The sequence below is a fragment of the Acidovorax sp. ACV01 genome (assembly GCF_014851495.1).
Classification (GTDB): domain Bacteria; phylum Pseudomonadota; class Gammaproteobacteria; order Burkholderiales; family Burkholderiaceae_C; genus Acidovorax; species Acidovorax radicis.
Map to the genome: position 1 here is coordinate 1 of NZ_JACUZT010000012.1, position 22,858 is coordinate 22,858.

Annotated in this window: 19 protein-coding genes; 11 read left to right on the plus strand and 8 right to left on the minus strand. The window is 65.3% G+C overall.

Translation table 11 applies throughout. The features are described from left to right. The 6 genes from IB243_RS25130 to IB243_RS25155 form a co-directional block, all read left to right on the plus strand. The coding region (locus IB243_RS25130) for an EAL domain-containing protein (protein WP_192429878.1) at positions 1 to 248 on the plus strand (248 nt) is incomplete at its 5' end. Further along, positions 245 to 2,758 (plus strand): bifunctional diguanylate cyclase/phosphodiesterase, encoded by a 2,514-nt coding sequence (locus IB243_RS25135; protein ID WP_192429879.1) that lies wholly within the window; start codon positions 245 to 247, stop codon positions 2,756 to 2,758. The genes IB243_RS25130 and IB243_RS25135, both read left to right, overlap by 4 nt. A gap of 37 nt (positions 2,759 to 2,795) precedes the next feature. Beyond that, on the plus strand, positions 2,796 to 4,007 hold the full coding sequence (locus IB243_RS25140) for an FAD-dependent monooxygenase (RefSeq protein ID WP_192429880.1): 1,212 nt from the start codon (positions 2,796 to 2,798) through the stop codon (positions 4,005 to 4,007). Positions 4,008 to 4,301: 294 nt separating this feature from the next. After that, positions 4,302 to 6,224, plus strand: a complete 1,923-nt coding sequence (locus IB243_RS25145) for a PrkA family serine protein kinase (RefSeq protein WP_192429881.1) — start codon at positions 4,302 to 4,304, stop codon at positions 6,222 to 6,224. A 79-nt stretch (positions 6,225 to 6,303) separates the two neighbouring features. Next, entirely contained in the window at positions 6,304 to 7,569 is a 1,266-nt protein-coding gene (locus tag IB243_RS25150) for a YeaH/YhbH family protein (RefSeq protein WP_192429882.1), read from the plus strand. Next, positions 7,566 to 9,194 (plus strand): SpoVR family protein, encoded by a 1,629-nt coding sequence (locus IB243_RS25155; RefSeq protein ID WP_010459167.1) that lies wholly within the window; start codon positions 7,566 to 7,568, stop codon positions 9,192 to 9,194. The genes IB243_RS25150 and IB243_RS25155 overlap by 4 nt, the downstream gene beginning before the upstream one ends. Positions 9,195 to 9,386: 192 nt before the next feature. Here IB243_RS25155 and IB243_RS25160 read toward each other — a convergent pair whose 3' ends face one another. Then, a complete protein-coding gene (locus tag IB243_RS25160; protein ID WP_057225561.1) occupies positions 9,387 to 9,749 on the minus strand; it encodes a MerR family DNA-binding protein in 363 nt (120 codons plus the stop codon). 110 nt (positions 9,750 to 9,859) lie between these two features. On the opposite strand from IB243_RS25160, the gene IB243_RS25165 reads away from it, so the two are divergent. Next, positions 9,860 to 10,312, plus strand: a complete 453-nt coding sequence (locus tag IB243_RS25165; RefSeq protein ID WP_192429883.1) for a hypothetical protein — start codon at positions 9,860 to 9,862, stop codon at positions 10,310 to 10,312. Here the strand turns inward: IB243_RS25165 and IB243_RS25170 are convergent. Beyond that, positions 10,284 to 11,462 carry a nitrate/nitrite transporter gene (locus IB243_RS25170; RefSeq protein WP_192429884.1) on the minus strand — a complete coding sequence of 393 codons (1,179 nt, stop codon included), beginning with the start codon at positions 11,460 to 11,462 and terminating at the stop codon, positions 10,284 to 10,286. The two genes, IB243_RS25165 and IB243_RS25170, sit on opposite strands and share 29 nt — an antisense overlap. Positions 11,463 to 12,195: 733 nt before the next feature. On the opposite strand from IB243_RS25170, the gene IB243_RS25175 reads away from it, so the two are divergent. Then, positions 12,196 to 12,558, plus strand: a complete 363-nt coding sequence (locus tag IB243_RS25175; protein ID WP_010459175.1) for an MliC family protein — start codon at positions 12,196 to 12,198, stop codon at positions 12,556 to 12,558. Between the two features lie 150 nt (positions 12,559 to 12,708). Here IB243_RS25175 and kynA read toward each other — a convergent pair whose 3' ends face one another. The 5 genes from kynA to IB243_RS25200 all read right to left on the minus strand — a co-directional run bounded on the left by kynA (position 12,709) and on the right by IB243_RS25200 (position 18,063). Further along, positions 12,709 to 13,602: a tryptophan 2,3-dioxygenase gene (gene kynA, locus IB243_RS25180; RefSeq protein ID WP_192429885.1), complete on the minus strand. Its 894-nt coding sequence runs from the start codon at positions 13,600 to 13,602 to the stop codon at positions 12,709 to 12,711. Between the two features lie 82 nt (positions 13,603 to 13,684). Beyond that, positions 13,685 to 14,995, minus strand: coding sequence for a kynureninase (gene kynU / locus IB243_RS25185; protein ID WP_192429886.1), 1,311 nt, complete (start codon positions 14,993 to 14,995; stop codon positions 13,685 to 13,687). 88 nt (positions 14,996 to 15,083) lie between these two features. Next, on the minus strand, positions 15,084 to 15,734 hold the full coding sequence (gene kynB / locus IB243_RS25190; protein WP_192429887.1) for an arylformamidase: 651 nt from the start codon (positions 15,732 to 15,734) through the stop codon (positions 15,084 to 15,086). Between the two features lie 239 nt (positions 15,735 to 15,973). Further along, positions 15,974 to 17,389 carry a HAMP domain-containing sensor histidine kinase gene (locus IB243_RS25195; protein WP_225585344.1) on the minus strand — a complete coding sequence of 472 codons (1,416 nt, stop codon included), beginning with the start codon at positions 17,387 to 17,389 and terminating at the stop codon, positions 15,974 to 15,976. A gap of 8 nt (positions 17,390 to 17,397) precedes the next feature. Then, positions 17,398 to 18,063 (minus strand): response regulator transcription factor, encoded by a 666-nt coding sequence (locus tag IB243_RS25200; protein ID WP_010459185.1) that lies wholly within the window; start codon positions 18,061 to 18,063, stop codon positions 17,398 to 17,400. A gap of 141 nt (positions 18,064 to 18,204) precedes the next feature. Here IB243_RS25200 and IB243_RS25205 point away from each other — a divergent pair, with 141 nt between their 5' ends. The 3 genes from IB243_RS25205 (at position 18,205) to IB243_RS25215 (ending at position 21,995) form a co-directional block, all read left to right on the plus strand. Continuing rightward, positions 18,205 to 19,242 (plus strand): GNAT family N-acetyltransferase, encoded by a 1,038-nt coding sequence (locus tag IB243_RS25205; RefSeq protein WP_192429889.1) that lies wholly within the window; start codon positions 18,205 to 18,207, stop codon positions 19,240 to 19,242. A 135-nt stretch (positions 19,243 to 19,377) separates the two neighbouring features. Beyond that, positions 19,378 to 21,597 (plus strand): TonB-dependent siderophore receptor, encoded by a 2,220-nt coding sequence (locus tag IB243_RS25210; protein WP_192429890.1) that lies wholly within the window; start codon positions 19,378 to 19,380, stop codon positions 21,595 to 21,597. 41 nt (positions 21,598 to 21,638) lie between these two features. Next, on the plus strand, positions 21,639 to 21,995 hold the full coding sequence (locus IB243_RS25215; protein ID WP_370540393.1) for a hypothetical protein: 357 nt from the start codon (positions 21,639 to 21,641) through the stop codon (positions 21,993 to 21,995). Positions 21,996 to 22,053: 58 nt separating this feature from the next. Here the strand turns inward: IB243_RS25215 and IB243_RS25220 are convergent, their stop codons facing one another. Next, positions 22,054 to 22,734 carry a hypothetical protein gene (locus IB243_RS25220; RefSeq protein WP_192429891.1) on the minus strand — a complete coding sequence of 227 codons (681 nt, stop codon included), beginning with the start codon at positions 22,732 to 22,734 and terminating at the stop codon, positions 22,054 to 22,056. Between the last annotated feature and the right edge of the window lie 124 nt (positions 22,735 to 22,858).

Genomic DNA, 22,858 nt, shown 5'->3' on the forward strand with positions numbered 1-22,858 from the left:
TGTCGGACCCGAACGACGCGGCGATCGTGAGGACGATCCTGGCGCTGGCCAAGAGCCTGGACCTGGAGGTGGTGGCCGAGGGGGTGGAGACGACGGGGCAGCTGAGTTTTCTGAGGCTGCATGGGTGTGAGGGGTTTCAGGGGTTTCTTTTTGGCCGGCCGGTGCCTATCGACGTGTTTGCGCGCGAGCACCAGCTGGGCCTGTTCGCACAGCCTGCGGTGGCCCTTCCTGAAGGGCGCAAGCCATGACCGGCCCCGGCATTCTCTGGGTCGACGGCGATACGCAGCACGCGGCATCGGCGCGGCACCTTATCTCAGCGCGCTACCCGGACTGGCGTGTGGTGAACAGCCCCACGCCCGAGGCGGCCCGTGCGCCGCTTGCGTCGCAGGCTTGGGATGCCGTGGTGCTGTGCCTCAAGCCTTCGGTGCAGGACTTGCCCGGCGTGCTGGAGCTGTGCGCGGGCCGCCCGGTGCTGATGTGCATCGATGCCCACCAGGAGGCGCTGGCTGCACGCGCGTTCCGTTGCGGGCTGGGGGACTACATGGTGCGCGAGGCCGACGGGGTGGCCCACCTGGTCGAGCTGCTGCACCGGCTGGCCGTGCTGCTGCAAGGCGCACAGGGGCGGAGCCAGCCCGGGCGCATGGTGGACGCCCGCGTCTGGCAAGAGGCGCTGACCCTGCTGCAGGAGCAGCGCACGGCCCTGCAGGCCACTTTGGCCAGCATGAGCCAGGGCATCTTCAAGACAGCGGCGGACGGCAGCATCACCGTCTACAACCAGCGCGTGCTGGAGCTGCTCAACCTGCCCGAATCGTTGATGGCCACGCGGCCCACACTGGCCGACCTGACGCGCGTCCAGGCGGAGCGTGGAGATTTTGGCGAAGGCCATCGCCTGGTAGACCGGCGCGGGCACGACTACGTGGCGGGTGGCGCCGTGGCCCCCGCACCGACTGTGTACTGGCGCACCACGCGCGATGGCCGCACGTTCGAGGTGCGTACCACCGACCTGCCCGATGGTGGCCTGGTGCGCACCTTTGCCGACGTGAGCGACTATGTGCGTGTGGAGAATGAGCTGCGCGAAAGCGAGGCGCGCTTTCGCTCGCTGAGCGATCTGTCGTCCGACTGGTACTGGGAGCATGATGCAGAAGGCCGGTTCGTGCAGCTTGCGGGCGATCTGAGCGTCAACGGCATCCCGCTGTCGACCGTGATGGGCCGCACGCGCTGGGAGATCGGCGCGCTCAACATGACCGAGGCCGACTGGGCGGCACACCGTGCGGTGTTGCAGACCCATCAGCCGTTTCGCGATCTGGAACTGCAGCGCCAGCGGCCGGATGGCAGCATGCACTGGATCTCGGTCAGTGGCGTACCCGTGTTTGACGCGCAGGGCGCCCTGTGGGGCTACCGGGGCGTAGGCCGCGACATCACCGAACGCAAGCGGGTGGAAAGCCAGATTGAGCAGCTGGCGTTCTACGACGTACTCACCGGCTTGCCCAACCGCCGCCTGCTGGTGGACCGGCTGCAGCGCGCCACGGCTGCTGTGGTGCGTTCAGGAGCGCAAGGGGCCTTGTTGTTCATCGATCTCGACAACTTCAAGGACCTCAACGACACCCTGGGCCACGACACCGGCGACCAGCTTCTGGTGCAGGTGGCCCAGCGCCTGAAGGCCTGCGTGCGTGAGGCCGACACCGTGGCCCGCTTCGGCGGGGATGAATTCGTGGTGCTGGTGGAAGGCCTGAGTGCGGATGGCCCCCACGCCAGCGCCGAGGCCGCGCTGGTGGCCAGCCACATCGCCACCACGCTGGGCAAGCCCTATGCGCTGGGTGAGACGGGACACCACAGCACGCCGAGCATCGGCATTGCGCTGTTTGGCCAGCAGACCGTCAGCGTGGACGAACTGCTCAAACATGCCGACCTGGCCATGTACCAGGCCAAGGCGGCAGGTCGCAACACCCAGCGCTTTTTCGATCCCGACATGCAGGCCGCCGTCAGCAACCGATCGGCCCTCGAGGCCGACCTGCGCCGGGGCTTGCAAGACAAGGAGCTGGCGCTGTACTACCAGCCCATCGTGGACGGCAAGGGCCGCTTGCTGGGGGCCGAGGCGCTGGTGCGCTGGAAGCACCCCCGGCGTGGCCTGGTGTCGCCGGCCGAATTCATCCCGCTGGCCGAGCAGACGGGTCTCATTCTGCCGCTGGGGCAGTGGGTGCTGCAGGCCGCCTGCGAGCAACTGGTGGTGTGGTCCCGCAGCTCGCTCACAAGGCAGTTTTTCCTGTCGGTGAATGTGAGTGTGCGGCAGTTTCGCCAGCCCGATTTTGTGGAGCAGGTGCTGGGTGCCCTGCAGGCCAGCGGAGCCAACCCCGAGCGCCTGAAGCTGGAACTGACCGAAAGCCTGTTGCTGGCCGATGTGGAGGATGTGATCTCGCGCATGGAATACCTGCGGCGCTATGGCGTGGGCTTCTCGCTGGACGACTTTGGCACCGGCTATTCGTCGCTGAGCTACTTGAAGCGCTTGCCGCTGGACCAGCTCAAGATCGACCAGAGTTTTGTGCGCGACCTGCAGACCGACCCCAACGACGCGGCCATCGTGCGCACCATCCTTGCGCTGGCGCACAGTCTGGACCTGGCTGTGGTGGCCGAAGGCGTGGAGACGACGGGGCAGCTTGAATTCCTGCAGCGCCATGGCTGTCAGGCGTTCCAGGGCTACCTGTTCGGCCGACCCATGCCTCCGGAGATTCTGGAGCGAGCGCTGCGGCCTGCGTTGTGACAAAGCCGCTACGCCACGCAGGCGCGACAATGGGCGCATGAAGAAACAGGTTCTGGTGGCAGGTGGTGGCATCGGCGGGCTGGCGGCGGCGTTGGGCGCATCGCGCGCGGGATGGGATGTGCGGCTGTACGAGCGCGCGGCAGCGTTCAGCGAAGTGGGCGCTGGCGTGCAGATCGGGCCGAACGTGGTGCGCCGCCTGCAGGCCTGGGGCCTGCAGCAGCCGTTGCAGGCTGTGGCCGCGTTCCCCAGCCGCTTGCAGGTGCGCAACGCCGTCAGTGGCAAGGAACTGGCCGTGCTGCCGCTGGGCCCCACGGCGGTGCAGCGCTATGGCGCGGCCTACGCCACCATCCACCGCGCCGACCTGCATGGACTGCTGCTGGCCGCTGTTACCAAATACACCGACACGCAATTGCATCTGGAGCACGCCATTGACGGCTTTGTTGACGGCGATGGGGTTGTTACCGTGCGCACCAGCCGGGGCAAAGAGGTGGAAGGGGATGCGCTCATTGGCGCCGATGGCCTGTGGAGCCGCACCCGCAACCAGCTGCTGGGCGCCGTGCCGCCCCGCGTGACTGGGCACCTGGCCTACCGCGCGCTGGTGCCACAGCATGCGCTGCCCGATGCTCTACGCACCGGCCAGGTCACCGCCTGGCTCGGCCCGCGCCTGCATGCCGTGCAGTACCCTGTGCGCCGGGGCGAGCTGCAGAACATCGTTGTCATCGTGCAGGGCCCCGCGCCGCAGGATCTGGAAAGCTGGGACCATGCAGCCAACGCGGCAGGCCTTGACCACGCCCTGCAGGGCACCTGCACCGCGCTGCAGGACGTGGTGCGCAGCGTCAGCACCGCGGGTGGCCCCGGCTGGCGGCTGTGGCCGTTGTGTGACCGCCCGCCGGTGCAACATGCGGGCGAGATGGCCCAAGGCCTGGTGGGGCTGCTGGGCGATGCCGCCCACCCCATGCGCCCCTATCTGGCCCAGGGTGCGGGCATGGCCATTGAAGACGCTGCCGAGCTGCAACGTGCGCTCGCCATGCACGACCTGGACGTGCCCCTGCGACTCACCCGTTACGCCCTCAACCGCTGGCAGCGCAATGCGCGTGTGCAGGCCCGCTCCACCCGCAACGGCCGCATCTTTCATGCCACGGGGCCCATGCGCTGGGGGCGAGACCTTTCGCTGCGGCTGCTGGGTGAAAGGGTGCTGGATGTGCCCTGGCTGTACCGGGGCGACGGGTCGAGCGCCAGTTCGCTGTGATGCTCTTTATTTGGTAGCTTCTCACGCTGGATGGCCGGGCTCTCGCGTCCAGCGGGCTGTTGTGCCAGGGCCTCATTGGCAAGGTGCCTTGGAAACCCGGTGTGTGGTGAACTTTGCGCCGTGTGCCGTGCTCTATCCTTGTGCGTGCATGCTGCGAAAAAGCGTTGTTTGCATGGACAAATACCCTGTTCAATGGCGGGGCGTGGTGCTACAAAGGGCTAAGCCGGTAGCGATTCCCACTGCAACACCGTGGCACCACCCGAGCCCGCCGGGGGTGCCGCCACAGGAGGTCGTATGGATGCCATCAGCAGTTTCACCGCGCGCTATGCCCGCAGCCGCGAAGAGGAAATGTCGATTGACGAGTACCTCGCCGAGTGCAAGCGTGATCCCATGGTCTACGCCACGGCAGCCCAGCGCATGCTGGCCGCCATCGGCGAGCCCGAGATGGTGGATACGCGCAACGACCCCCACCTTTCTCGCCTCTTTGCCAACAAGGTGATCAAGCGCTACCCCACGTTCACCGAGTTCTACGGCATGGAAGATTCCATCGAGCAGGTGGTGAGCTTTTTCCGCCATGCCGCGCAGGGTCTGGAGGAGCGCAAGCAGATCCTTTACCTGCTGGGCCCCGTGGGCGGGGGCAAGAGTTCGGTGGCCGAGCGGCTCAAGTACCTGATGCAGAAGGTGCCGTTCTATGCGCTCAAGGGCTCGCCGGTGAACGAGTCGCCGCTGGGCCTGTTTGATGCGGTGGAGGATAGCCCGGTGCTCGAAGAGCAGTTTGGCATTCCCCGGCGCTACCTGCAGCATGTGCTTTCGCCCTGGGCGGTCAAGCGGCTGGAGGAGTTCGGCGGTGACATCCGCCAGTTCCGGGTGGTCAAGCGCTACCCCAGCATCTTGAAGCAGGTGGGCATCGCCAAGACCGAGCCGGGCGATGAGAACAACCAGGACATCTCCAGCCTGGTGGGCAAGGTGGACATCCGCAAGCTGGAGACCTTTGCGCAGGACGACACCGACGCCTACAGCTACAGCGGCGGCCTGTGCTTGGCCAACCAGGGCCTGCTCGAATTCGTCGAGATGTTCAAGGCGCCCATCAAGGTGCTGCATCCGCTGCTCACTGCCACGCAGGAAGGCAATTACAAGGGCACGGAGGGTTTTGGTGCCATCCCGTTTGACGGCGTGGTGCTGGCCCACAGCAACGAGAGCGAGTGGAAGGCGTTTCGCAACAACAAGAACAATGAGGCTTTCCTCGACCGCATCTACATCGTCAAGGTGCCGTACTGCCTGCGCGTGAGCGAGGAGACCCGCATCTACGAGAAGCTGATCCGCGAATCCTCGCTGGGTGCCGCCAAGTGCGCCCCCGGCACGCTGAAGATGATGGCCCAGTTCTCGGTGCTCACGCGCCTGAAGGAACCCGAGAACTCCAGCATCTTCAGCAAGATGCAGGTGTACGACGGCGAGAGCTTGAAGGACACCGACCCGCGCGCCAAGAGCTACCAGGAGTACCGCGATTACGGCGGTGTGGACGAGGGCATGAACGGCATCTCCACGCGCTTTGCGTTCAAGATCCTGTCCAAGGTGTTCAACTTTGACAGCGCCGAGGTGGCGGCCAACCCAGTGCACCTGATGTATGTGCTGGAGCAGCAGATCGAGCGTGAGCAGTTCCCGGCTGAGCTGGAAACCAAGTACACCAGCTACATCAAGGAGTTCCTCTCGCCGCGTTATGCCGAGTTCATTGGCAAGGAGATCCAGACGGCGTACCTGGAGAGCTACAGTGAATACGGGCAGAACATCTTCGACCGCTACGTCACCTACGCCGACTACTGGATCCAGGACAACGAGTACCGCGACACCGACACCGGCGAGGTGTTCGACCGCAGCGCGCTCAATGCCGAGCTGGAGAAGATCGAGAAGCCCGCAGGCATTGCCAACCCCAAGGATTTCCGCAACGAGATCGTCAACTTCGTGCTGCGCGCGCGTGCCAACAACCAGGGCAAGAACCCCAGCTGGACCAGCTACGAGAAGCTGCGCCTGGTGATCGAGAAGAAGATGTTCTCGAACACCGAAGAGCTGCTGCCCGTGGTCAGCTTCAATGCCAAAGCCAGCGCCGAGGAGGCGCGCAAGCACGAAGATTTCGTCACCCGCATGGTGAACAAGGGCTACACCCCGAAACAGGTGCGGTTGCTGTGTGAGTGGTATTTGCGCGTTCGCAAGAGCAGCTAGCGCAGCGGCCAACAAAGCTCTTGAAGGTTTTTGCCAGCGCATCCCACCGGGGCGCTGGTCCACGCAGGGGAGCAAGGGGATGGCACTGCAAATCATCGACCGCAGGCTCGCAGGCAAGAACAAATCTGTGGGTAACCGCGAACGGTTTGTCCGCCGCTTCAAGGAGCAGATTGCGGACAGTGTGCGCCGTGCGGTGTCGCAGCGCAGCATCCGCGACATCGAGCAGGCCGAGAGCATCACCATTCCCAGGAAGGACATCGGCGAGCCGGTGTTCCACCATGGGCAGGGCGGCATCCGCGACGTGGTGCACCCCGGCAATGCCGACCATGTGCGCGGCGACCGCATCGAGCGGCCCAAGGGGGGCAACGGGCGCGGCTCGCAGGCCAGCGACAGCGGGGAGGGCGAGGACGACTTCACCTTCACGCTGACCAAGGAAGAGTTCATGCAGATCTTCTTCGAGGACCTCGCGCTGCCGCGCCTGCTGCGCACGCACATCGGCGAGAACCCGCAGTGGAAGTCGCGCCGCGCCGGCTATAGCCAGGACGGAATTCCCAACAACCTGGCAGTGCTGCGCACCATGCGCGGGGCCCTGGGGCGGCGCATCGCCCTGGGCAAGGCGTCACACCGTGAGCTGATGGCGCTGCAGCTGCAGCTCGACGCCCTGCTGGCACAGGACGACGGCACCAGCGAGGTGGTGGCCGAGCTGCAGCGCCGCATCGACGGGCTTGCGGCGCGCATCGGCCGGATCCCGTACCTGGACCCCATCGATTTGCGCTTTCGGGCCCGTGTCCAGGTGCCCGTGCCCAACAGCCAGGCGGTGATGTTCTGCGTGATGGATGTCTCGGGCTCCATGGACGAGGGGCGCAAGGAGCTGGCCAAGCGCTTCTTCATCCTGCTCTACCTGTTCCTCACGCGGCACTACGAAAAGATCGACATCGTCTTCATCCGCCACCACACCCAGGCCGCCGAGGTGAGCGAGGATCAGTTCTTCCACTCCACCGAAAGTGGCGGCACGGTGGTCAGCAGCGCGCTGGTGCTGCTCGACCAGATCATTCGCGCGCGCTACCCGCAAGGTGACTGGAACGTCTATGTCGCCCAGGCCAGCGATGGCGACAATTTCCCCAATGACAGCGGCAATTGCCGCAACCTGCTGGTAGACCGGATCCTGCCGCTGGTGCGCTACTTTGCCTATGTGCAGGTGACTGAGGTAGAGCAGAACCTGTGGGAGGAATACAGCCAGTTGCTGCCGCTGTTCTCACACTTCGCCATGCGCAAGGTGTCCGAGCCGGGCGACATCTACCCCGTGTTCCGCGACCTCTTCAAGAAAGAGGGGGTGCAGGTATGAACATGACCCAGTATCCGGTGCTGGAGCGCCGCTTGCGCGACAACCCGTGGAAGGCCGCCGCCGTGGGCGAGCGCCGCCACCGTGCCGCGCCAGAGCAGCTTCTGCCTGCCGGGGAGCGGCCCGCACAGCCGCTGCCCGATCCGAGCGACTGGACGTTCGAGCTGATCGACCGCTACCACGCCGCGATCGCCGCCACCGCCGAGCGTTTTGGCCTCGATACCTACCCCAACCAGCTGGAGGTCATCACCGCCGAGCAGATGATGGATGCCTATTCCAGCGTGGGCATGCCGGTGAACTACCGCCACTGGAGCTACGGCAAGGAGTTTCTGGCCACCGAGCGGCGCTACCGGCGCGGGCACATGGGGCTGGCCTACGAGATCGTCATCAACTCCAACCCCTGCATCAGCTACCTGATGGAGGAGAACACCACCGCCATGCAGGCGCTGGTGATTGCCCATGCCGCCTATGGGCACAACAGTTTCTTCAAGGGCAACTACCTGTTCCGCATGTGGACAGATGCTTCCTCCATCATCGACTACCTCGTGTACGCCAAGGACTACGTCGCCCAGTGCGAAGAACGCTACGGCTTTGACGAAGTGGAGCAACTCGTGGATTCTTGCCACGCGCTGGCCAACTTTGGCGTGGACCGCTATCGCCGTCCCTCCAAGAAGAACCTGACGCGCGAGCGCCTGGAGCGCGAGCAGCGCGAGGCCTACGCCCAGCAGCAGGTGAACGAACTCTGGCGCACCCTGCCCACGCGCCCCGGCAAGGATGGCACGGCGCAGGAGCACAACCGCTTTCCGAAGGAGCCGCAGGAAAACATCCTGTACTTCATCGAGAAGAACGCGCCACTGCTGGAGCCCTGGCAGCGCGAGATCGTACGCATCGTGCGCAAGATCGCGCAGTATTTCTACCCGCAGCGTCAAAGCCAGGTCATGAACGAGGGCTGGGCCACCTTCTGGCACTACACCTTGCTCACTACGCTGTACGACGAGGGCCACCTCAGCGACGGCCTGATGATCGAGTGGCTGGGCTCACACACCAACGTCATCTTCCAGCCCCCCGTGGGCCACCGCGCCTACAGCGGCATCAACCCCTACGCGCTGGGTTTTGCCATGTACCGCGACATCCAGCGCGTCTGCCAGAACCCCACCCCGGAGGACCGGCGCTGGTTCCCCGACATCGCGGGCACGCCCTGGCTGCCCGCACTCGACCATGCCATGCGCAACTTCAAGGACGAGAGCTTCATCGGCCAGTACCTCAGCCCGCACCTGATGCGCGAGATGCGCCTGTTTGCCCTGCACGACGACACCAGCCAGAGCGAGCTGGTGGTCAGCGAGATCCACGACGAGAACGGCTACCGCAGCCTGCGCCAGATCCTGTCGCAGCAATATGACCTGGGCACGCGCGAGCCCAACATCCAGGTCTGGAACGTGAACCTGCGCGGCGACCGCAGCCTGACCCTGCGCCACACCCAGTACCAGGGCCGCCCGCTGGCCGACGACACACAGGAGGTGCTGCGGCATGTGGCCCGCCTGTGGGGCTTTGGCGTGCAGATCGAGAGTGTGGACGCCTACGGCAACAACCCCGTGCTACTGCACTCGGTGGCCGCATCTGCCGCTTGAGCCGGTATGGACGGTGATGGCAGCGCTATGCGTGGATGCAGGCCTGCTGGACGCCCAGGGGCCAAGTTCCAGTTCATTGCAAGGACTTATTGCTATTAAAAATATAGCTATTAGCGCTTGATGGATAAGCGCCAGGGCCTGTTTTTTGGCAAATTTTGGTGACAACCCCGGGTGATGGAGCTGCTGCGCCCTTCAGGCGACCGTGGCCCCACGCAGCGGGCAATCGGTAGCCACACGCTCGGCCAGTGTCTGGCGCAGGGCTTGGAGCGCGGCGATGCGTGTGTCGATCTCCTGCAATTTGACCGCCAGCACCTGGGCCAGCGCAGGGCCTGGGTCGGCGGCGTCCCAGATGGCGGGCAGCCGGTCGCCAATTTCCGCCAGCGTAAAGCCCAGCTGCTGTGCGGTGCGGATGTACTGCACCAGCATCGCCGTTTCGGCCGGGTAGTCACGGTAGCCGTTGGCCAGGCGCCGTGAACGGATGAGGCCCTGCTGCTCATAAAAGCGCAGGGCTTCGCGGCTCAGGCCGGAGGTGGAGGCGAGTTCACCAATCAGCATGGGGATGTCCTTGTGGCGTGAAAACAAATGCCACCCCTGAAAGTGGCTTGACCCTGAAGCGTACTTCAGGGCTGAACCTCGGGGCTTCATTCATCCCAACGTTGATCCCCATGTTCCTTTCTTCAATTTCTCCTCCGCGCTACCTGCGCATCGTGCGTGCCAGCGGCTGGTACGACCTGCTGGTGACCTGGCCGTTTGCGCTGCCATGGACCTTTGCCTGGCTGTATGCCCAGCTGGGCCTGTTGGCCGCCCAGCTGGGCCTGCCAGGCACCCTGCATCCGCTGGATACCACCCACATGCTGCTGGCCAATCTGCTGGGCTCGGTGGTCGTGGTGTGGTCTATCGCACGTATCGCTGCGCCCACCGTGTTGTTGGGGCGGCTGGATGGCGTGGCCCGGGTTCTGTTTTCGGCCTGGCAGATCTATGCCGTGGCCCACGGCGCCAATGCCATCGTGCTGGGGTTCACGCTGTTTGAGCTGCTGTTTGGCGTGCTGCAGTGGTGGCGTGTGGCGGATGCCCCGCAGGCTCCCAAGATCAGCGCGCAGGCGCTGGCAGGCACCTGAACGCCAGAGCGCCGGCCGCCAGCATGGCGGCAATGGTCAGCATCACCGCCACATACGGGTCGGCACCCTGCGCGGCGGCGATGGACGCGGCCACGCCGGTCACCCACTGCATCAGCGCCACCCCGAGGAACAGGGCCATGGTGAACACCGCCATGGCACGCCCTGTGACGGCGGGGGCATAGGCCGAGCGCACGTCCGAATACTGCAGCACCATGTAGCCCGACAGCAGGCCCACGGCGATGGCGCCGCCCACGTCCAGCCACTCCCGGTGCAAGAAACCGATGGCCGCGAACAGGGCGGCCAGCAGCACGGTAAAGCCCGTGATCCAGCGCCTGCGCCGTGTGGGCCCCGGGTCCAGGCGGCCGAAGAAGGCTGGGCTGAACAGTGACACCAGCGATGACAGCATGGCCACGTTGCCGCTGGCCACCAGCGAATAGCCGTGCCGCTCGATCAACAGGGGCCCCAGCCACAGCCCGCGCAGCGTGAGGAAGGAGGCATACGTCGTCAGCGCCAGCAGCATGATGCCGGCGGTGTGCGGCAGCAAAAACAGCGCGCCAAACCCCCGCACCGCCTGCAGCACCGATTCGCGCGGAGGGGCGTTGTGCGTCGGTTGCGGGGGCTCGTGCACCTTCCAGAAAATCAGCAGCCACGCCAGCGCGGCCAGGCCAGCCAGCACGGCAAAGCCCATGCGCCAGGACGACAGCTGCACCAGCCAGGCCAGCGGCGTGCCCGTGAACAGCATGCCGAGCCCGCCCACGCCCATGGCCACCCCCGACACCATCGCAAACCGGCTGGCGGGAAAGTAGCGCGCGATGAACACCGTGCACACCAAAAATGCGGGCGCGCAGCCCACGCCGATCAACACCTGCCCCAGCAGCACCCCGCCATAGCCGGGCGCCAGCGCCGACAGTACCGAGCCCGCAATCGCCAGCGGAAACGCCGCCAGCAGCGTGCGCCGCACGCCGTACAGGTCGATACCGATGCCCATGAACAGCTGCATGGTGCCGAAGGCAAACGCAAACGCGCCTGCAAACACGCCCAGCGCCTGCGCCGACAGGCCGAACTCCGCCTGCAACCCGGTCGCCATGATCGCCGTGATGGTGCGAAACGCCTGGCTCAGGCCAAAGCCGGAGACCAGCGCGAGCAGCATGACCCACGCGGTGCGCGCAGGCAGAAGCGGTGGTGCGAAAGGGGAAGGGGGCGCTGGCAAGTGGGGGCTCCAGAAACAGCGGCTCCCGGGCCATGTGCCGGGGACGCTCTCTCCAGCGAGGGTACCTGCAGATCGGGACGGGCGCTGTCGCCGGTGCGGGTGGCTGTTGAACGCGCGGCTTCACATCCGGCGCCCGGATCGTCTCCAACCCGTGTTCAAGGCCGGTTATGGGTCCCCGCAGCCACTTCCTAGGGTATGTCCTGATCCATTGCGGGCCGCGCACCACGCCCCCCTGCGGGGGGCTTTCTTTGCAACAACTGCTTGCAATCCAGCAGTTGTGCGGCGGATTGTGCTGGCCTGTATTCCCAATAGGCGCAGGTCAAAGGGCTTTTTGCACCGTCATGGAGGCGCCACAGGCCGGGGGCAGACTTTAGAGGAGGCTCTCGACGTGGGGATCACCCCAATGACGGGGCAGGGGCCCTGGGGCACTCTTGTGGACACGCCTCGCCGGGTGTTGGGAAAGTTCTGAAGTCGGTGGTTTCGGTCTCTCGCAAGCAGTCTGGACAGATGCGCACAGCTCGGTGTTTTCACAAAGGCGGCGCAGGCAGGTGGTAGTGGCAAGGTTTGTGCTTGGTGGCAACCAGGGGCCTGTGTGGCCGGTGGCCCCAAGGTGTTGGATGTTGCAAGGTTTTCGGGTGTGCCGCCAAGGCCACCGCGATGTCAGGAGTGACCGATGAAGAAGATGGTTTCGCTGGGTTCGGGTGCGCTGGTGACCCTCATGCTGACGGGATGTGCAAGCCAACCCCCTGCACTGCAGGCTTTCTCCGAGCCGACAGACCGCAGCAGCATGCAGTTTGCGTGTGGCAATGGCGAAAAGGTGGAAATGCAGTTCTACCCCGATCAGGGGCGCAGCGTGCTGCGGCGCAGCGGCTGGACGGTAGACCTGCCCAAGCAGGCCGCTGAAACGGGCTATGCCTTCAGCAACGGCCCAACGACGGTGCTGGGCAAGGGCAACGAGCTGACCATTCAGATTGGTCACCTGGCACCGATCTGGTGCCGCAGCAACCGCCCCATGATGGTGGCGGGCGTGCAGTAATCCCCAATTCCTTCGCCGGTGGGCGAGCCCTGCATTTGGCAGGGCGTTGTAAAAATAATAGCTGCCAACGCTGATACATAAAGCGCTGGTGGCTTTTTTTATGCCCAATGTCCCCCGTTGTGCGGGCATGGGAAAGAGGCGTTCAAACCCTTAGAGGTCCGTGCGCAGCTTCCAGATCTCGGGGAACAGCACCACGTCCAGCATCTTGCGCAGGTAGCTCACGCCGCCGGTGCCGCCCGTGCCGCGCTTGAAGCCGATCACGCGCTCCACCGTCGTCACGTGCCGAAAGCGCCACAGGCGGAACGCGTCTTCCAGGTCGGTGAGTTCCTCGCCCAGCTGGTACAGGTCCCAGTGCTCCTTGGGGTTGCGGTACACCACCAGCCAGGCCTGCTCCACGCCGTCGCTTTCCGCATAGGGCTGCGTCCAGTCCCGCTCCAGGTGGCTGGCGGGCACGGGGATGCCGCGGCGGGCCAGCAGGCGCAGGGCCTCGTCGTACAGCGAGGGGGCTTCGTACGCGGCCTGCACCTGGGCCAGCAGGTCGGCGCGGTGCTCGTGGGGCTTGAGCATGGCGCGGTTCTTGTTGCCCAGGGCAAACTCGATGCTGCGGTACTGGTAGCTTTGAAACCCGCTGGACTGGCCCAGGTAGGGGCGCATGGCGGTGTACTCGGGCGGTGTCATGGTGGCCAGCACGTCCCAGGCGTGCACCAGCTGCTCCATGATCTTGCTGACGCGTGCCAGCATCTTGAAGGCCATCTGCAGTTCGTCGTTGGCAATGTGCGCAATGGCCGCGCGCAGCTCGTGCAGCATGAGCTTCATCCACAGCTCGCTGGTCTGGTGCTGCACGATGAACAGCATCTCGTCGTGTGCGGGCGACAGCGGTTTTTGCGCGGTGAGGATGGCGTCGAGCTGCAGGTAGTCGCCGTAGCTCATGGACTTGCTGAAGTCGAGCTGGGCGCGCTCCTCGTGCACTATGGATTCGGGCAGGGCCGTTGATGCCTTGTTGTTGCCGTCAGCGGGGACGGCTGTTTGGGAAAAGGGGCACATCGTTGGGTCTCCGTTGCTTAAAAGGTGTGAAGGGACCCGGCGTGTCCGAGCAGGCGGGCATGGCGGGTTCGTTCGCACCTTCTTAGGTCACTGCGTGCGTCTGGTTGAACTCGGGGCGTTGCCACTCGGCCGCCTCCAGCACCTGGCGCAGATGCTCCACCGCATTCCACACGTCTTCAAAACCGATATACAGCGGCGTGAAGCCAAAGCGCAGGATGTCCTTGTGCGGGCCTTTGCCCCCGTCACCCTTGCGGAAGTCTCCAATCACACCGCGCGCAATCAGCGCCTGCACGATGGCGTAGGCACCGCTGCCCTGGCCATTGACGCCCGCGCCTTCGTCGCGCGTCAGGCACACCTGCGAGCCACGCTGTGCATGGTCACGCGGCGTGGCCAGGCCCAGACCGTAGCCTGCGCAGCGCTCTTCCACGAGCTTTATGAACAGGTCGGTGAGTGCCAGCGACTTGGTGCGCAGCGCGGCCATGCCGCCCAGGTTTTCTGCGGCGGTGAACACATCCAGCCCGCACTGCAATGCCGACAGGCTGATGATGGGCTGGGTGCCGCACAGGTAGCGCGTGATGCCTGGTGCGGGTGTGTAGTCGGGGGTGAAGGCAAACGGAGCCGCGTGGCCCCACCAGCCCGACAGCGGTTGCCAGAAGCGATTGGCGTGGCGTGGATTCACCCACACAAAGGCCGGAGCGCCCGGCCCGCCATTGAGGTACTTGTAGCCACAGCCAATCGAAAAATCAGCGCCTGCGCCGTTCAAGTCCACGGGCACGGCGCCCGCGCTGTGCGCCAAATCCCATACACACAAAATGCCCTGGGCGTGCGCGGCAGCGGTGATGGCCGCCATGTCGTGCATGGCGCCGGTGCGGTAGTTCACGTGGGTGAGCATCAGCACGGCGACGTCGCTCGTCAGTGCGGCGGCGATCTCCTCGGGTTCTACCAGCACCAGTTCCAGCCCACGCTCCTTGCACAGGCCTTCGGCGATGTAGAGGTCGGTGGGGAAGTTGCTGCGCTCGCTCACGATGCGCTTGCGCGTGGGGTTGTCCTCGCGGGCGATGTTCAGCGCCGCGCTGAGCACCTTGTAGAGGTTGATGGACGTGCTATCGGTGCACACCACTTCGTCCTGGCCCGCGCCAATCAGCGGGGCCAGCTGGTTGCCCAGGCGCTGGGGCAGATCAAACCAGCTGGCGGTGTTCCAGGATTTGATGAGGTCGGTGCCCCATTCGCGCGCCACCACATCGGCCACGCGCGCCGCAGCAGCCTTGGGCAACACGCCCAGCGAGTTGCCGTCGAGGTAGATCACGCCCGCAGGCAGGCTGAAGTGCGCACGTAGCGGGGCGAGCGGGTCTTGCGCATCGAGGGCGCGGCAGTCTTGGAGGGTTGTCGTCATGGCGGTCCAGGTCAGTTACTTCTGTTTTGATAGCTGCTTGCGCTTGTCTGGTAAGCGCTAGAGGCAAAAAATGCTTGAAATCAATGCATCACAACGCTCTGAGCACGGCGCGCACGGGCGACGCATCCGCCGTGGTCAGCTTGAGCGGCAGGGCGATCAGCTCGTAGTCGCCCTCGGGCACGTGGTCGAGCACCAGGTTCTCCAGCACCCGCAGGCCCCGGCGGCGGATGACCTGGTGGCTGTCCAGCGTCTTGCTGTCGGCCGGGTCGATGCTGGCGGTGTCGATGCCCACCAGCAACACGCCCCGGTCGGCCAGGCGCTCGATGGTGTCGGGGGCGTAGGCGGTGAGCTGGCCGTCCCATTGCGCGGGGGCCTGGGCGTAGGTGCGGACCAGCACGCGGGCGGGCAGGGTGCCATCGACAGCGTGGGCAATGTGATCCCAGGTGATCAGCGCGCCACAGCCGATGGCGTGAATCACGCGGCACGGGCCGAGGAAGGCATCGAGTGATACATCGCCAATGGTGGCGCCCTGTGCGTCGTAGTGCAGCGGTGCATCGGCATGGGCGCCCACATGGGGCGACAGCGTGATGGCGCTGACGTTGACCGGACAACCCGGGCCAATGGTGGCGCACCACGCCTGGCTGTAGGCCGTATCACCCGGAAACACGGGGCTGCCGGCGTGCACGGGCGGCGAGATGTCCCACAGCGGGCGGGCGTTGGAGGTAGGGCTTGCTGGCATGGGACAAAGTTTGCATGTCCCGGAAAAACCGTGGTGTCGGTTATTTCCAACAGCTCAGCAGTTTTTGTTGAGGCTTAAACGATCTCTGGGGTCGCAGATCCGGAGATGAGACCGTCCATTTCTTCCACCACAAAGCCCACACGAAAGCGGGCGCAGCAGGTCAGGCAAGGGTGAACTTAGTCGGGCCTACAAGCGAGAAGAAACGGCAGGGGAAAACGGGGTGCGCTATACAGGCGGAATCAGGCGCTGTGGGGGAGGGGAATGCTCACGAAAAATCCCACGCCCTGGCCGTTCAAACCTTCGCCTATCTGCACCTGCCCCCCCATGCGCAGGGCCGCCTGCCGCACGATGGCCAGGCCCAGGCCGGACCCATTGGCCGCATGGCCAAGGCCCCGGTAAAAGCGTTCGAACACCCGGCTGCGTTCGGTGAAGGGGATGCCAGGCCCATCGTCCTGCACCACCAGGTGCAGCAGGGCACCGTCTTGCCGCAGGCCCACGGCCACATTGCCGCCGGCCGTGGTGTAGCGCACAGCGTTGTCGATGAGGTTGTGCACGATGGATTCGAGCGCGGGCAGGTCCAGCCGTGTGGGCAGGGTGTCGGGTGCGTCCAGCGACAGCTCGATCTGCCGCGCCATGGCCTGGGGCACCGCCTGCGCCAGGGCGGCGCGCAGCCACTGGGCCACATCAAGGTCACGCGGCGCAGGGCGCTGGGCTTCATCCAGCGCGGCCAGGTCCAGCAGCTGCTGCGCCAGGTGCGAGGTGCGGGCGATGGCCTGCTCCATGTGCGCCTGGGCCTGTGTACGTTCATCTTCGATCTGCGAGCGCGCCATGACATGGGCCTGGGCCGTGATCACGGCCAGCGGTGTGCGGATCTCGTGTGCGGCATCCTGCACAAAGGCGCGTTCGCGCTCGACCTTCTGGCGCATGCGGGCCAGCAGGGTGTCCAGCGACTGCTCCAGGGGTTTGAGCTCGCGGTGGAGCGCGTTGAAGCCCACGGGCTGCAGGTCGTCGGTGTTGCGGCGGGCAATGCGGCTGGCCAACTGCTGCAGGGGCTTGAGGCCGTTGCGCACCGACAGCCACACGGGCACCAGCACAAAAGGCATGGCCAGCAACAGGTAGGGCAGGATGAAGCGCCCGTTGTAGGCCAGAAAGGCTGCATCCGTGCGTTTGGGCTCAAACACCTGCAAGGCCCAGCGGGCGTTGTGGCCGGTGTAGATGCGGTACACGGAGCCCTGTGCGCTGGCTTCGGTGATCACGCCCACCGCCTGAGGCTGCCTGGGGGGCAGATTCAGGGTCTTCAACTCGGGCGATGCAAACACCGGGTTGCCGGCTGCATCACTGAGTGCATGCAGTGTCTTGCCGGGAAAAATGCCGCTCTGGCGACGGCGGATGTAGGTCCAGGTTTCGGTAGAAGCGATGGCCGCTGCGGCGTGTGCGGGGTCGGTCAAGTCCTGCAGAGATACCAGCAGGGCGTCGCCATACTTTTGCAGGCCGGGGTCATTGGTGATGGTGTGTTTGTAAGTGATGAAGATGTAGCCCAGCAGCACCGCCCACACCAGCACAAAGGCCAGCACCACCGACACCACACTGCGGCGTACCAGCGTGGGTTCGGTCAGCCTTGTCCAGGCGGTGTGCGGCGTGCGTGGGTCCGTCATGGTGCGGGTCATGCCTGCAGCAGGTAGCCCACACCACGCACGGTGCGGATCAGCTCCGCCCCGATCTTGCGGCGCAGGTTGGACACATGCACTTCGATGGCGCCAAAGTCCACGGGCTCGCCCAGTGGGTCCAGCCGCTGCGACAGCAGGCTTTTGGACACCACCACGCCAGGCTCGCGTGCCAGCTCCAACAGCAGCTGAAATTCGCGTGGCGAAAGGTCGAGCGCCGCGCCACCGCGCTGCGCAGCGTGGCGGCGCGGCTCGATCACCAGCTCGCCCAGCACCCAGCGTTCGCTGGCCTGGCGTGCGCTGCGGCGCAGCACGGCGCGGATGCGAGACATCAGCTCGGCCGTGGCAAAAGGCTTGATCACAAAGTCATCCGCCCCGCCATCCAGCCCCGCCAGCCGGTCTTCCACGGCCGAGCGCGCAGTGATCACGATGATGGGCACCTGCCCGCCGTGCCCGCCCTGGCTGCGCCAGCGCGCGAGCAGGTCAAAACCACTGCCGTCGGGCAGCGTCAGGTCGAGCAGCACGCAGTCCACGGTGGTCGCATCCACCGTGGCGGGCGCGTCCACCGCACGGCGCAGCCATTCGCTGGTCAGGCCCTCCACCTTCAGCGCGGACTGCAGCGCGCGGCCCAGGTCCAGGTCGTCTTCGATGAGCAGGATGTGCATGGCGAGATTGTGGCGGGTGCGGTGCCTGCTGGGCGGGGCCAGAAGGTCCGCCTTTGGCTGGCGTTAAGGCAGCAGTTTGCACAATGGCAGCGCGCGCAGCGCAACGCGGCTTGCTCACCGACGTTTGAGAAAGAAGAATGAATGAAAGAAACTGGGGAGGATGCCCTTGTGGGTGATGACAAATCGATGATGGGTCTATCGGCACCTTCACGGCTGGTGCTGCGGCCCTTTCGCGGCCCATCGGACTTCCCGGGCATGGCTGAGGTGGCCAACGCCAGCTTTGATGCCGACGGGGTGCTCGCACGGCGTACACCCGAAGACCTGGCGCGCGACTACGCCGCATTCACCCAGTGCGATCCGTATCAGGATGCTGTGATGGCCGAGTTGGATGGTGAACTGGTGGGCTATGGCCGTTGCTGGCGATTCACGCAGGCCGACGGGTTGACGCTTCACTCCCAAATCGGCTTTGTGCCAGGGCGTTGGCGCGGACGCGGCATTGGCCGTCTGCTGCAGGGCTGGATCGAGCAGCGGCACCACACCGTGGCAGCGCAGCAGCCGGACGGCCCGCATGTGCACCATGCCTATGTGCAGCAAGGCGAAGATGCACGCGCCAGGCTGCTGCAGGCCCGCGGCTATGCGCCGATGCGGTATTTTTTCGAAATGCTGCAGACGCAGCTGCATGCTGTGCCCGACTTTCCCATGCCCGAAGGGCTGGAACTGCGGCCCGTGTTGCCCCAGCACTACCGAGCCATCTGGGATGCGCACCACACCGCGTTCGAGGACCATTGGGGAATGGTGCCGCCATTGCCACGCGACTACGACACGTGGCTGGAGAGCCTGATTTTCCAGCCCGCGCGCTGGCAGGTGGCATGGAACGGCGAAGAGGTCGCAGGCCAGGTCCGCACGTATATCAACGAGGACGAAAACCGCCATCTGTCCAGGCGACGGGGCTACACCGAGTTCATCAGCGTGGGTCGCCGCTGGCGTGGCCGTGGCCTTGCCAGAGCGCTGATTGCTCGCAGCCTGCGCCTGCTGGCGCAGGAGGGCATGTCGGAGTCTGCGCTGGTGGTGGACGGCGAAAACCTGACGGGCGCCAACCGGGTGTATGAGGACTGTGGGTTCCACACGGTCAAGCGCCACACGATCTACCGAAAACCGCTAGTAGTACCCGAGGTATAGGCGCAACGTGCGCTGGCGCCGCAATTTGCCTGTCGCAGGAATACAGCAGCTCCGCGACGCCATGGGGCAGAACGTGCTGGTCTTAGGCTGCGCTTAAGCCTTGTCCCCAGACAATCCTTGGCAGAGAGGATGTCTATGAGAAAAACACACACCCACCGCGTCGTCGTCTGGGCGGCGTGCCTGGCAGGCGGCGCCGCATGGGCCCAAGCGTCGCCCGAGGGAGCGGGGGCCGGGGCATCATCAACGCCGCAGCTCGATGGTGTCACGGTGACTGCGCGCCGCTCGCTGGAGCAGCGTTTTTTTGCCGCCGGTTCGCTGGTCGTGGTGGACCGCGCCGACATCGAGCAAATGGGTGCGTTCTCGGTGGCCGATGTGCTGCGCCAGTTGCCAGGCGTGCAGGTAGTGCCATCTGCCGATGGCAGTGTCGAGATCCGCATGCGCGGCATGGAGCGCGGCGCCACGCAGTTGCTGATCGACGGCCAGCGCGTGGGCAGCAAGCGTACCCAGTTGCCCATTGACCAATTGCCGCCTGAACTGATCGAACGCATCGAGGTGGTGAGAGCGCCGAGCGCAGAGTTTTCGGGTGCCACCGGGGGCACTCTCAATATCGTGCTGCGCCAGGCCACGGTGAAGCGCGAGACGGTGCTGCGCCTCACCGACAACCACGTGTGGGGGCGCAATGCGGGCCAGGCGTTCTTTTCGCGCACGGGGCCTTTGGGCGGCGCTGTGAAGCCTGCCAAGGGCGCCCAAGGCTCCGATGGCGCCGAGGAGGTGCTCGAGGCGGAGAACAGGGAGCCGTGGTCCTATTTCGTCGCGGCCTCTGCGACGGGTTTGTTGCTGGGCTCGGACACCCACCGCAGCACGCAGGTCGGCGGTGCGGAGGTCGCACAGTCCGATACCAGTGCCCGCTACAAGCGCACCGACTACGCACTGGTGCCGCGTGTCAGCGGAAAGATCGGTGCTGCGGATCAGCTGACGCTGCGTGCCACGCTCAGCAAGGCCGATTTTGGCGGTACCGCGGACAGCGTGGGCAGCGGCGATGGTACGTATGCGGCGCGTTCGCATGAAGCGCACAACTACGACCGGCGCTATCTGCAGGCCGCAGCCGACTGGACGCACCGCTTTGCGGCCAGCAAGCTCGAAACGACGTTGTCAGCGAGCCGTGCCAGCGACACCGTGGACCGCAGGGGCGACCTGCTGCGCAACATCGGCGTTGGCGGTGCTGCAGTCACGGACAGCTATAGCTTTGTGGACGACCGGCGTGAAGACGTCTGGAACCTCAGCACCAAGCTCACGGGTACGGCCGACGCACTGCTGTGGAGCGCCGGGGCGCAGCTGGAAGACCGCAAACTTTTTGTCAACACGACGGCGAGTGGCGACCTGCCGGTGAACTCGGGTCTGGATGCCGGCATTCGCCGGTGGGTGGTCTGGGGGCAGAACGAATGGGAGCTGCCCGCGACCACCACGCTCACGCTGGGCCTGCGCGGCGAGCGCGTGGAGCTGAGCGGCGGAAGCTCTGCCGTGACGGGCAGCAAGCAGTGGAACATCCTGCAGCCATCGCTGCATACACGCACGCCCTTGTCCGAGGACCTGCAGTGGCGCGTGAATCTCGCGCGCGTCACCCAGTTGCCGCGCGTGTGGGATCTGGTGGACCGCGCCATCCCCAGCCAGGGCAGCAACAGCCTGAACAACCCTGACACCATTGGCAATCCGAACTTGCGTCCCCAGGTGGCCTGGACACTGGACACCGGTTTTGAGCGGCGTCTTGCCACTGGCCACGCGGGCGTGAACCTGTTCGTGCGCCGGATGAGCGACGTTCTTGCTCCCACACTGCAGTTGATCGGTGCACGCTGGGTGGAGCAACGTGGGAATGTGGGAGACGCCATCGTGTGGGGCCTGGAGGCCGATGCCCGCACGGGGTTGGGCTGGGTGGGCCTGGGGAGCGAATGGACGCTGTCGGCCAATGCCAGTGCGCTGCAGTCACGCATGACCAGTGGGCCCAACGAAGGACGGCGCATTCCGGGGCAGGCACGCTATGTGGCCACGCTGACAGCGGCAAAACCCATGCCGCGCAATGGCGGCTGGTATGGCGGCGCCACGCTGTCGATGACGGGGCCGGCCGACCAGGACATCAACGGGACGTTGACCGGGAAGAATCGCGCAAGCGCCACGCTGGATCTGTATGTGGGTCAGCTGGTACGCGGGCTGGGTTACTGGCGGTTGGGGGTCTACAACGTGGGTGATGCCCATTTCCGCCGGGATCGCGTCGACGCGTCGGGTGCGGTACCGGTCGTGAGCACCAGTAGCATGCAGTGGACGCCGCGCGCGTACCTCACGGTGGGGACGCAGTTTTGAAGGCGGCAGGACGCCTGGGCTGGGGCTCACGGGCTCGGTGCGTGGTCTTCATCGCATGGTCCTCGCTGGCCTCTTTGGTTTTGCCGGCGGGCGCAACCCCGATGGCACCTGCAACAGCATCCGGAGCAAGCGCTCCCGCTGAACCAGTGTTCACCCGGGCGCGCCTGGTTTCGGTTCAGAAAGAGGATGGGAATCGGCTGTATGTGCGCCTGAAGCTGCTGCCAAGCTCGAAGCTCCCTTTCACGACGCAGAGGTTCAAGGTGAGCGATCGGGCGCTGCCGACGGGCATCCCGGAGGGCTCATGGGTCAAGTTCACGGCGCGCCACATGGACGGCGAGAACACCCTGACCTCAATCCAGTTGACCCCGGAGTGCAAACGCTTTCAGCCCTGCGACTAACGCGCGGAGCGTGAATGTGGGGGTGGCGGGTGCGAGGTCTGTGCCGCCGCTGCACCCCTCAGGCGTACAGACGGCCGTCCTTCAAGGCGTGCAGCGCATGGGCCAGGTTGCTGCGGGCCTGCACCTCATAGCGTGTTTGGAACCATTCGGTGCCGTAAATGCGCGGCCGGTCGAGAAACCCCTGCAGCACCGCGCTGCGTCCCGCTACATAGCGAGGCCAGCGCACAAAGAAGTATTCGCGCCGCACATTGCGCTCGAACTGGCGGTACACCGTATCGCTTTGTCCGAGGATGGCCAGGTCGATATCCACCACCCACTGCGCATCGCCCGCGAGAGGGCCGGGGGTGTGGCAGGTATCCAGAATGTGCTGGTGCACAGTCTCTGCCAGCGTAGCTGGTAGCTTTTGGTTCAGAACGAATCGATGTGCCCAGTCGGCGCTGCGTTGTTCGTTGTGCTTGCTCCACGGCCAGTAAATGGCGTCGTGGTACCACAGGGCCAGAGCGACGGCATGGGGGTCTTGCAGTGTGTCGGGCTGCTGGTCCTGCACGGCCTGCCAATGCCGCAGGCAGGCCCACAGGTGCGTGGTGTCGTGGTACGCGCGGGGCCAGTGGGCCCAGCTCAGGATGAGGCGGCGGCCTTCGGTGCGCCACGCCGGAGAATCCCGGCCCAGCGCCTGGCCCAGGGCCTGCCAATGCGCAAGCAGTTCGGTGGCGTGGGCAGGCTGGCGGCGCCAGGGCATTTGGGGGCGAGGCGCTACGCAACGCGGCCGAGCTGAAGGTACTCCATGAGTGCCTTCTGTACGTGCATGCGGTTTTGGCTGCGGCACGCAGTCTGCGACTGCTTCACGTCCGCGCTGCGGACAT

Bases quoted from the DNA above. Each gene is read 5' to 3' on its own strand.
- IB243_RS25145 (WP_192429881.1), top strand. From the start codon at position 4,302: ATGGATGCCATCAGCAGTTTCACCGCGCGCTATGCCCGCAGCCGCGAA.
- IB243_RS25210 (WP_192429890.1), top strand. From the start codon at position 19,378: ATGAGAAAAACACACACCCACCGCGTCGTCGTCTGGGCGGCGTGCCTG.
- kynA (WP_192429885.1), bottom strand. From the start codon at position 13,602: ATGTGCCCCTTTTCCCAAACAGCCGTCCCCGCTGACGGCAACAACAAG.
- IB243_RS25140 (WP_192429880.1), top strand. From the start codon at position 2,796: ATGAAGAAACAGGTTCTGGTGGCAGGTGGTGGCATCGGCGGGCTGGCG.
- IB243_RS25160 (WP_057225561.1), bottom strand. From the start codon at position 9,749: ATGCTGATTGGTGAACTCGCCTCCACCTCCGGCCTGAGCCGCGAAGCC.
- kynB (WP_192429887.1), bottom strand. From the start codon at position 15,734: ATGCCAGCAAGCCCTACCTCCAACGCCCGCCCGCTGTGGGACATCTCG.
- IB243_RS25220 (WP_192429891.1), bottom strand. From the start codon at position 22,734: ATGCCCTGGCGCCGCCAGCCTGCCCACGCCACCGAACTGCTTGCGCAT.
- IB243_RS25135 (WP_192429879.1), top strand. From the start codon at position 245: ATGACCGGCCCCGGCATTCTCTGGGTCGACGGCGATACGCAGCACGCG.
- IB243_RS25165 (WP_192429883.1), top strand. From the start codon at position 9,860: ATGTTCCTTTCTTCAATTTCTCCTCCGCGCTACCTGCGCATCGTGCGT.
- IB243_RS25205 (WP_192429889.1), top strand. From the start codon at position 18,205: ATGAAAGAAACTGGGGAGGATGCCCTTGTGGGTGATGACAAATCGATG.
- IB243_RS25150 (WP_192429882.1), top strand. From the start codon at position 6,304: ATGGCACTGCAAATCATCGACCGCAGGCTCGCAGGCAAGAACAAATCT.
- IB243_RS25155 (WP_010459167.1), top strand. From the start codon at position 7,566: ATGAACATGACCCAGTATCCGGTGCTGGAGCGCCGCTTGCGCGACAAC.
- IB243_RS25175 (WP_010459175.1), top strand. From the start codon at position 12,196: ATGAAGAAGATGGTTTCGCTGGGTTCGGGTGCGCTGGTGACCCTCATG.
- IB243_RS25195 (WP_225585344.1), bottom strand. From the start codon at position 17,389: ATGACGGACCCACGCACGCCGCACACCGCCTGGACAAGGCTGACCGAA.
- kynU (WP_192429886.1), bottom strand. From the start codon at position 14,995: ATGACGACAACCCTCCAAGACTGCCGCGCCCTCGATGCGCAAGACCCG.
- IB243_RS25170 (WP_192429884.1), bottom strand. From the start codon at position 11,462: ATGCTGCTCGCGCTGGTCTCCGGCTTTGGCCTGAGCCAGGCGTTTCGC.
- IB243_RS25200 (WP_010459185.1), bottom strand. From the start codon at position 18,063: ATGCACATCCTGCTCATCGAAGACGACCTGGACCTGGGCCGCGCGCTG.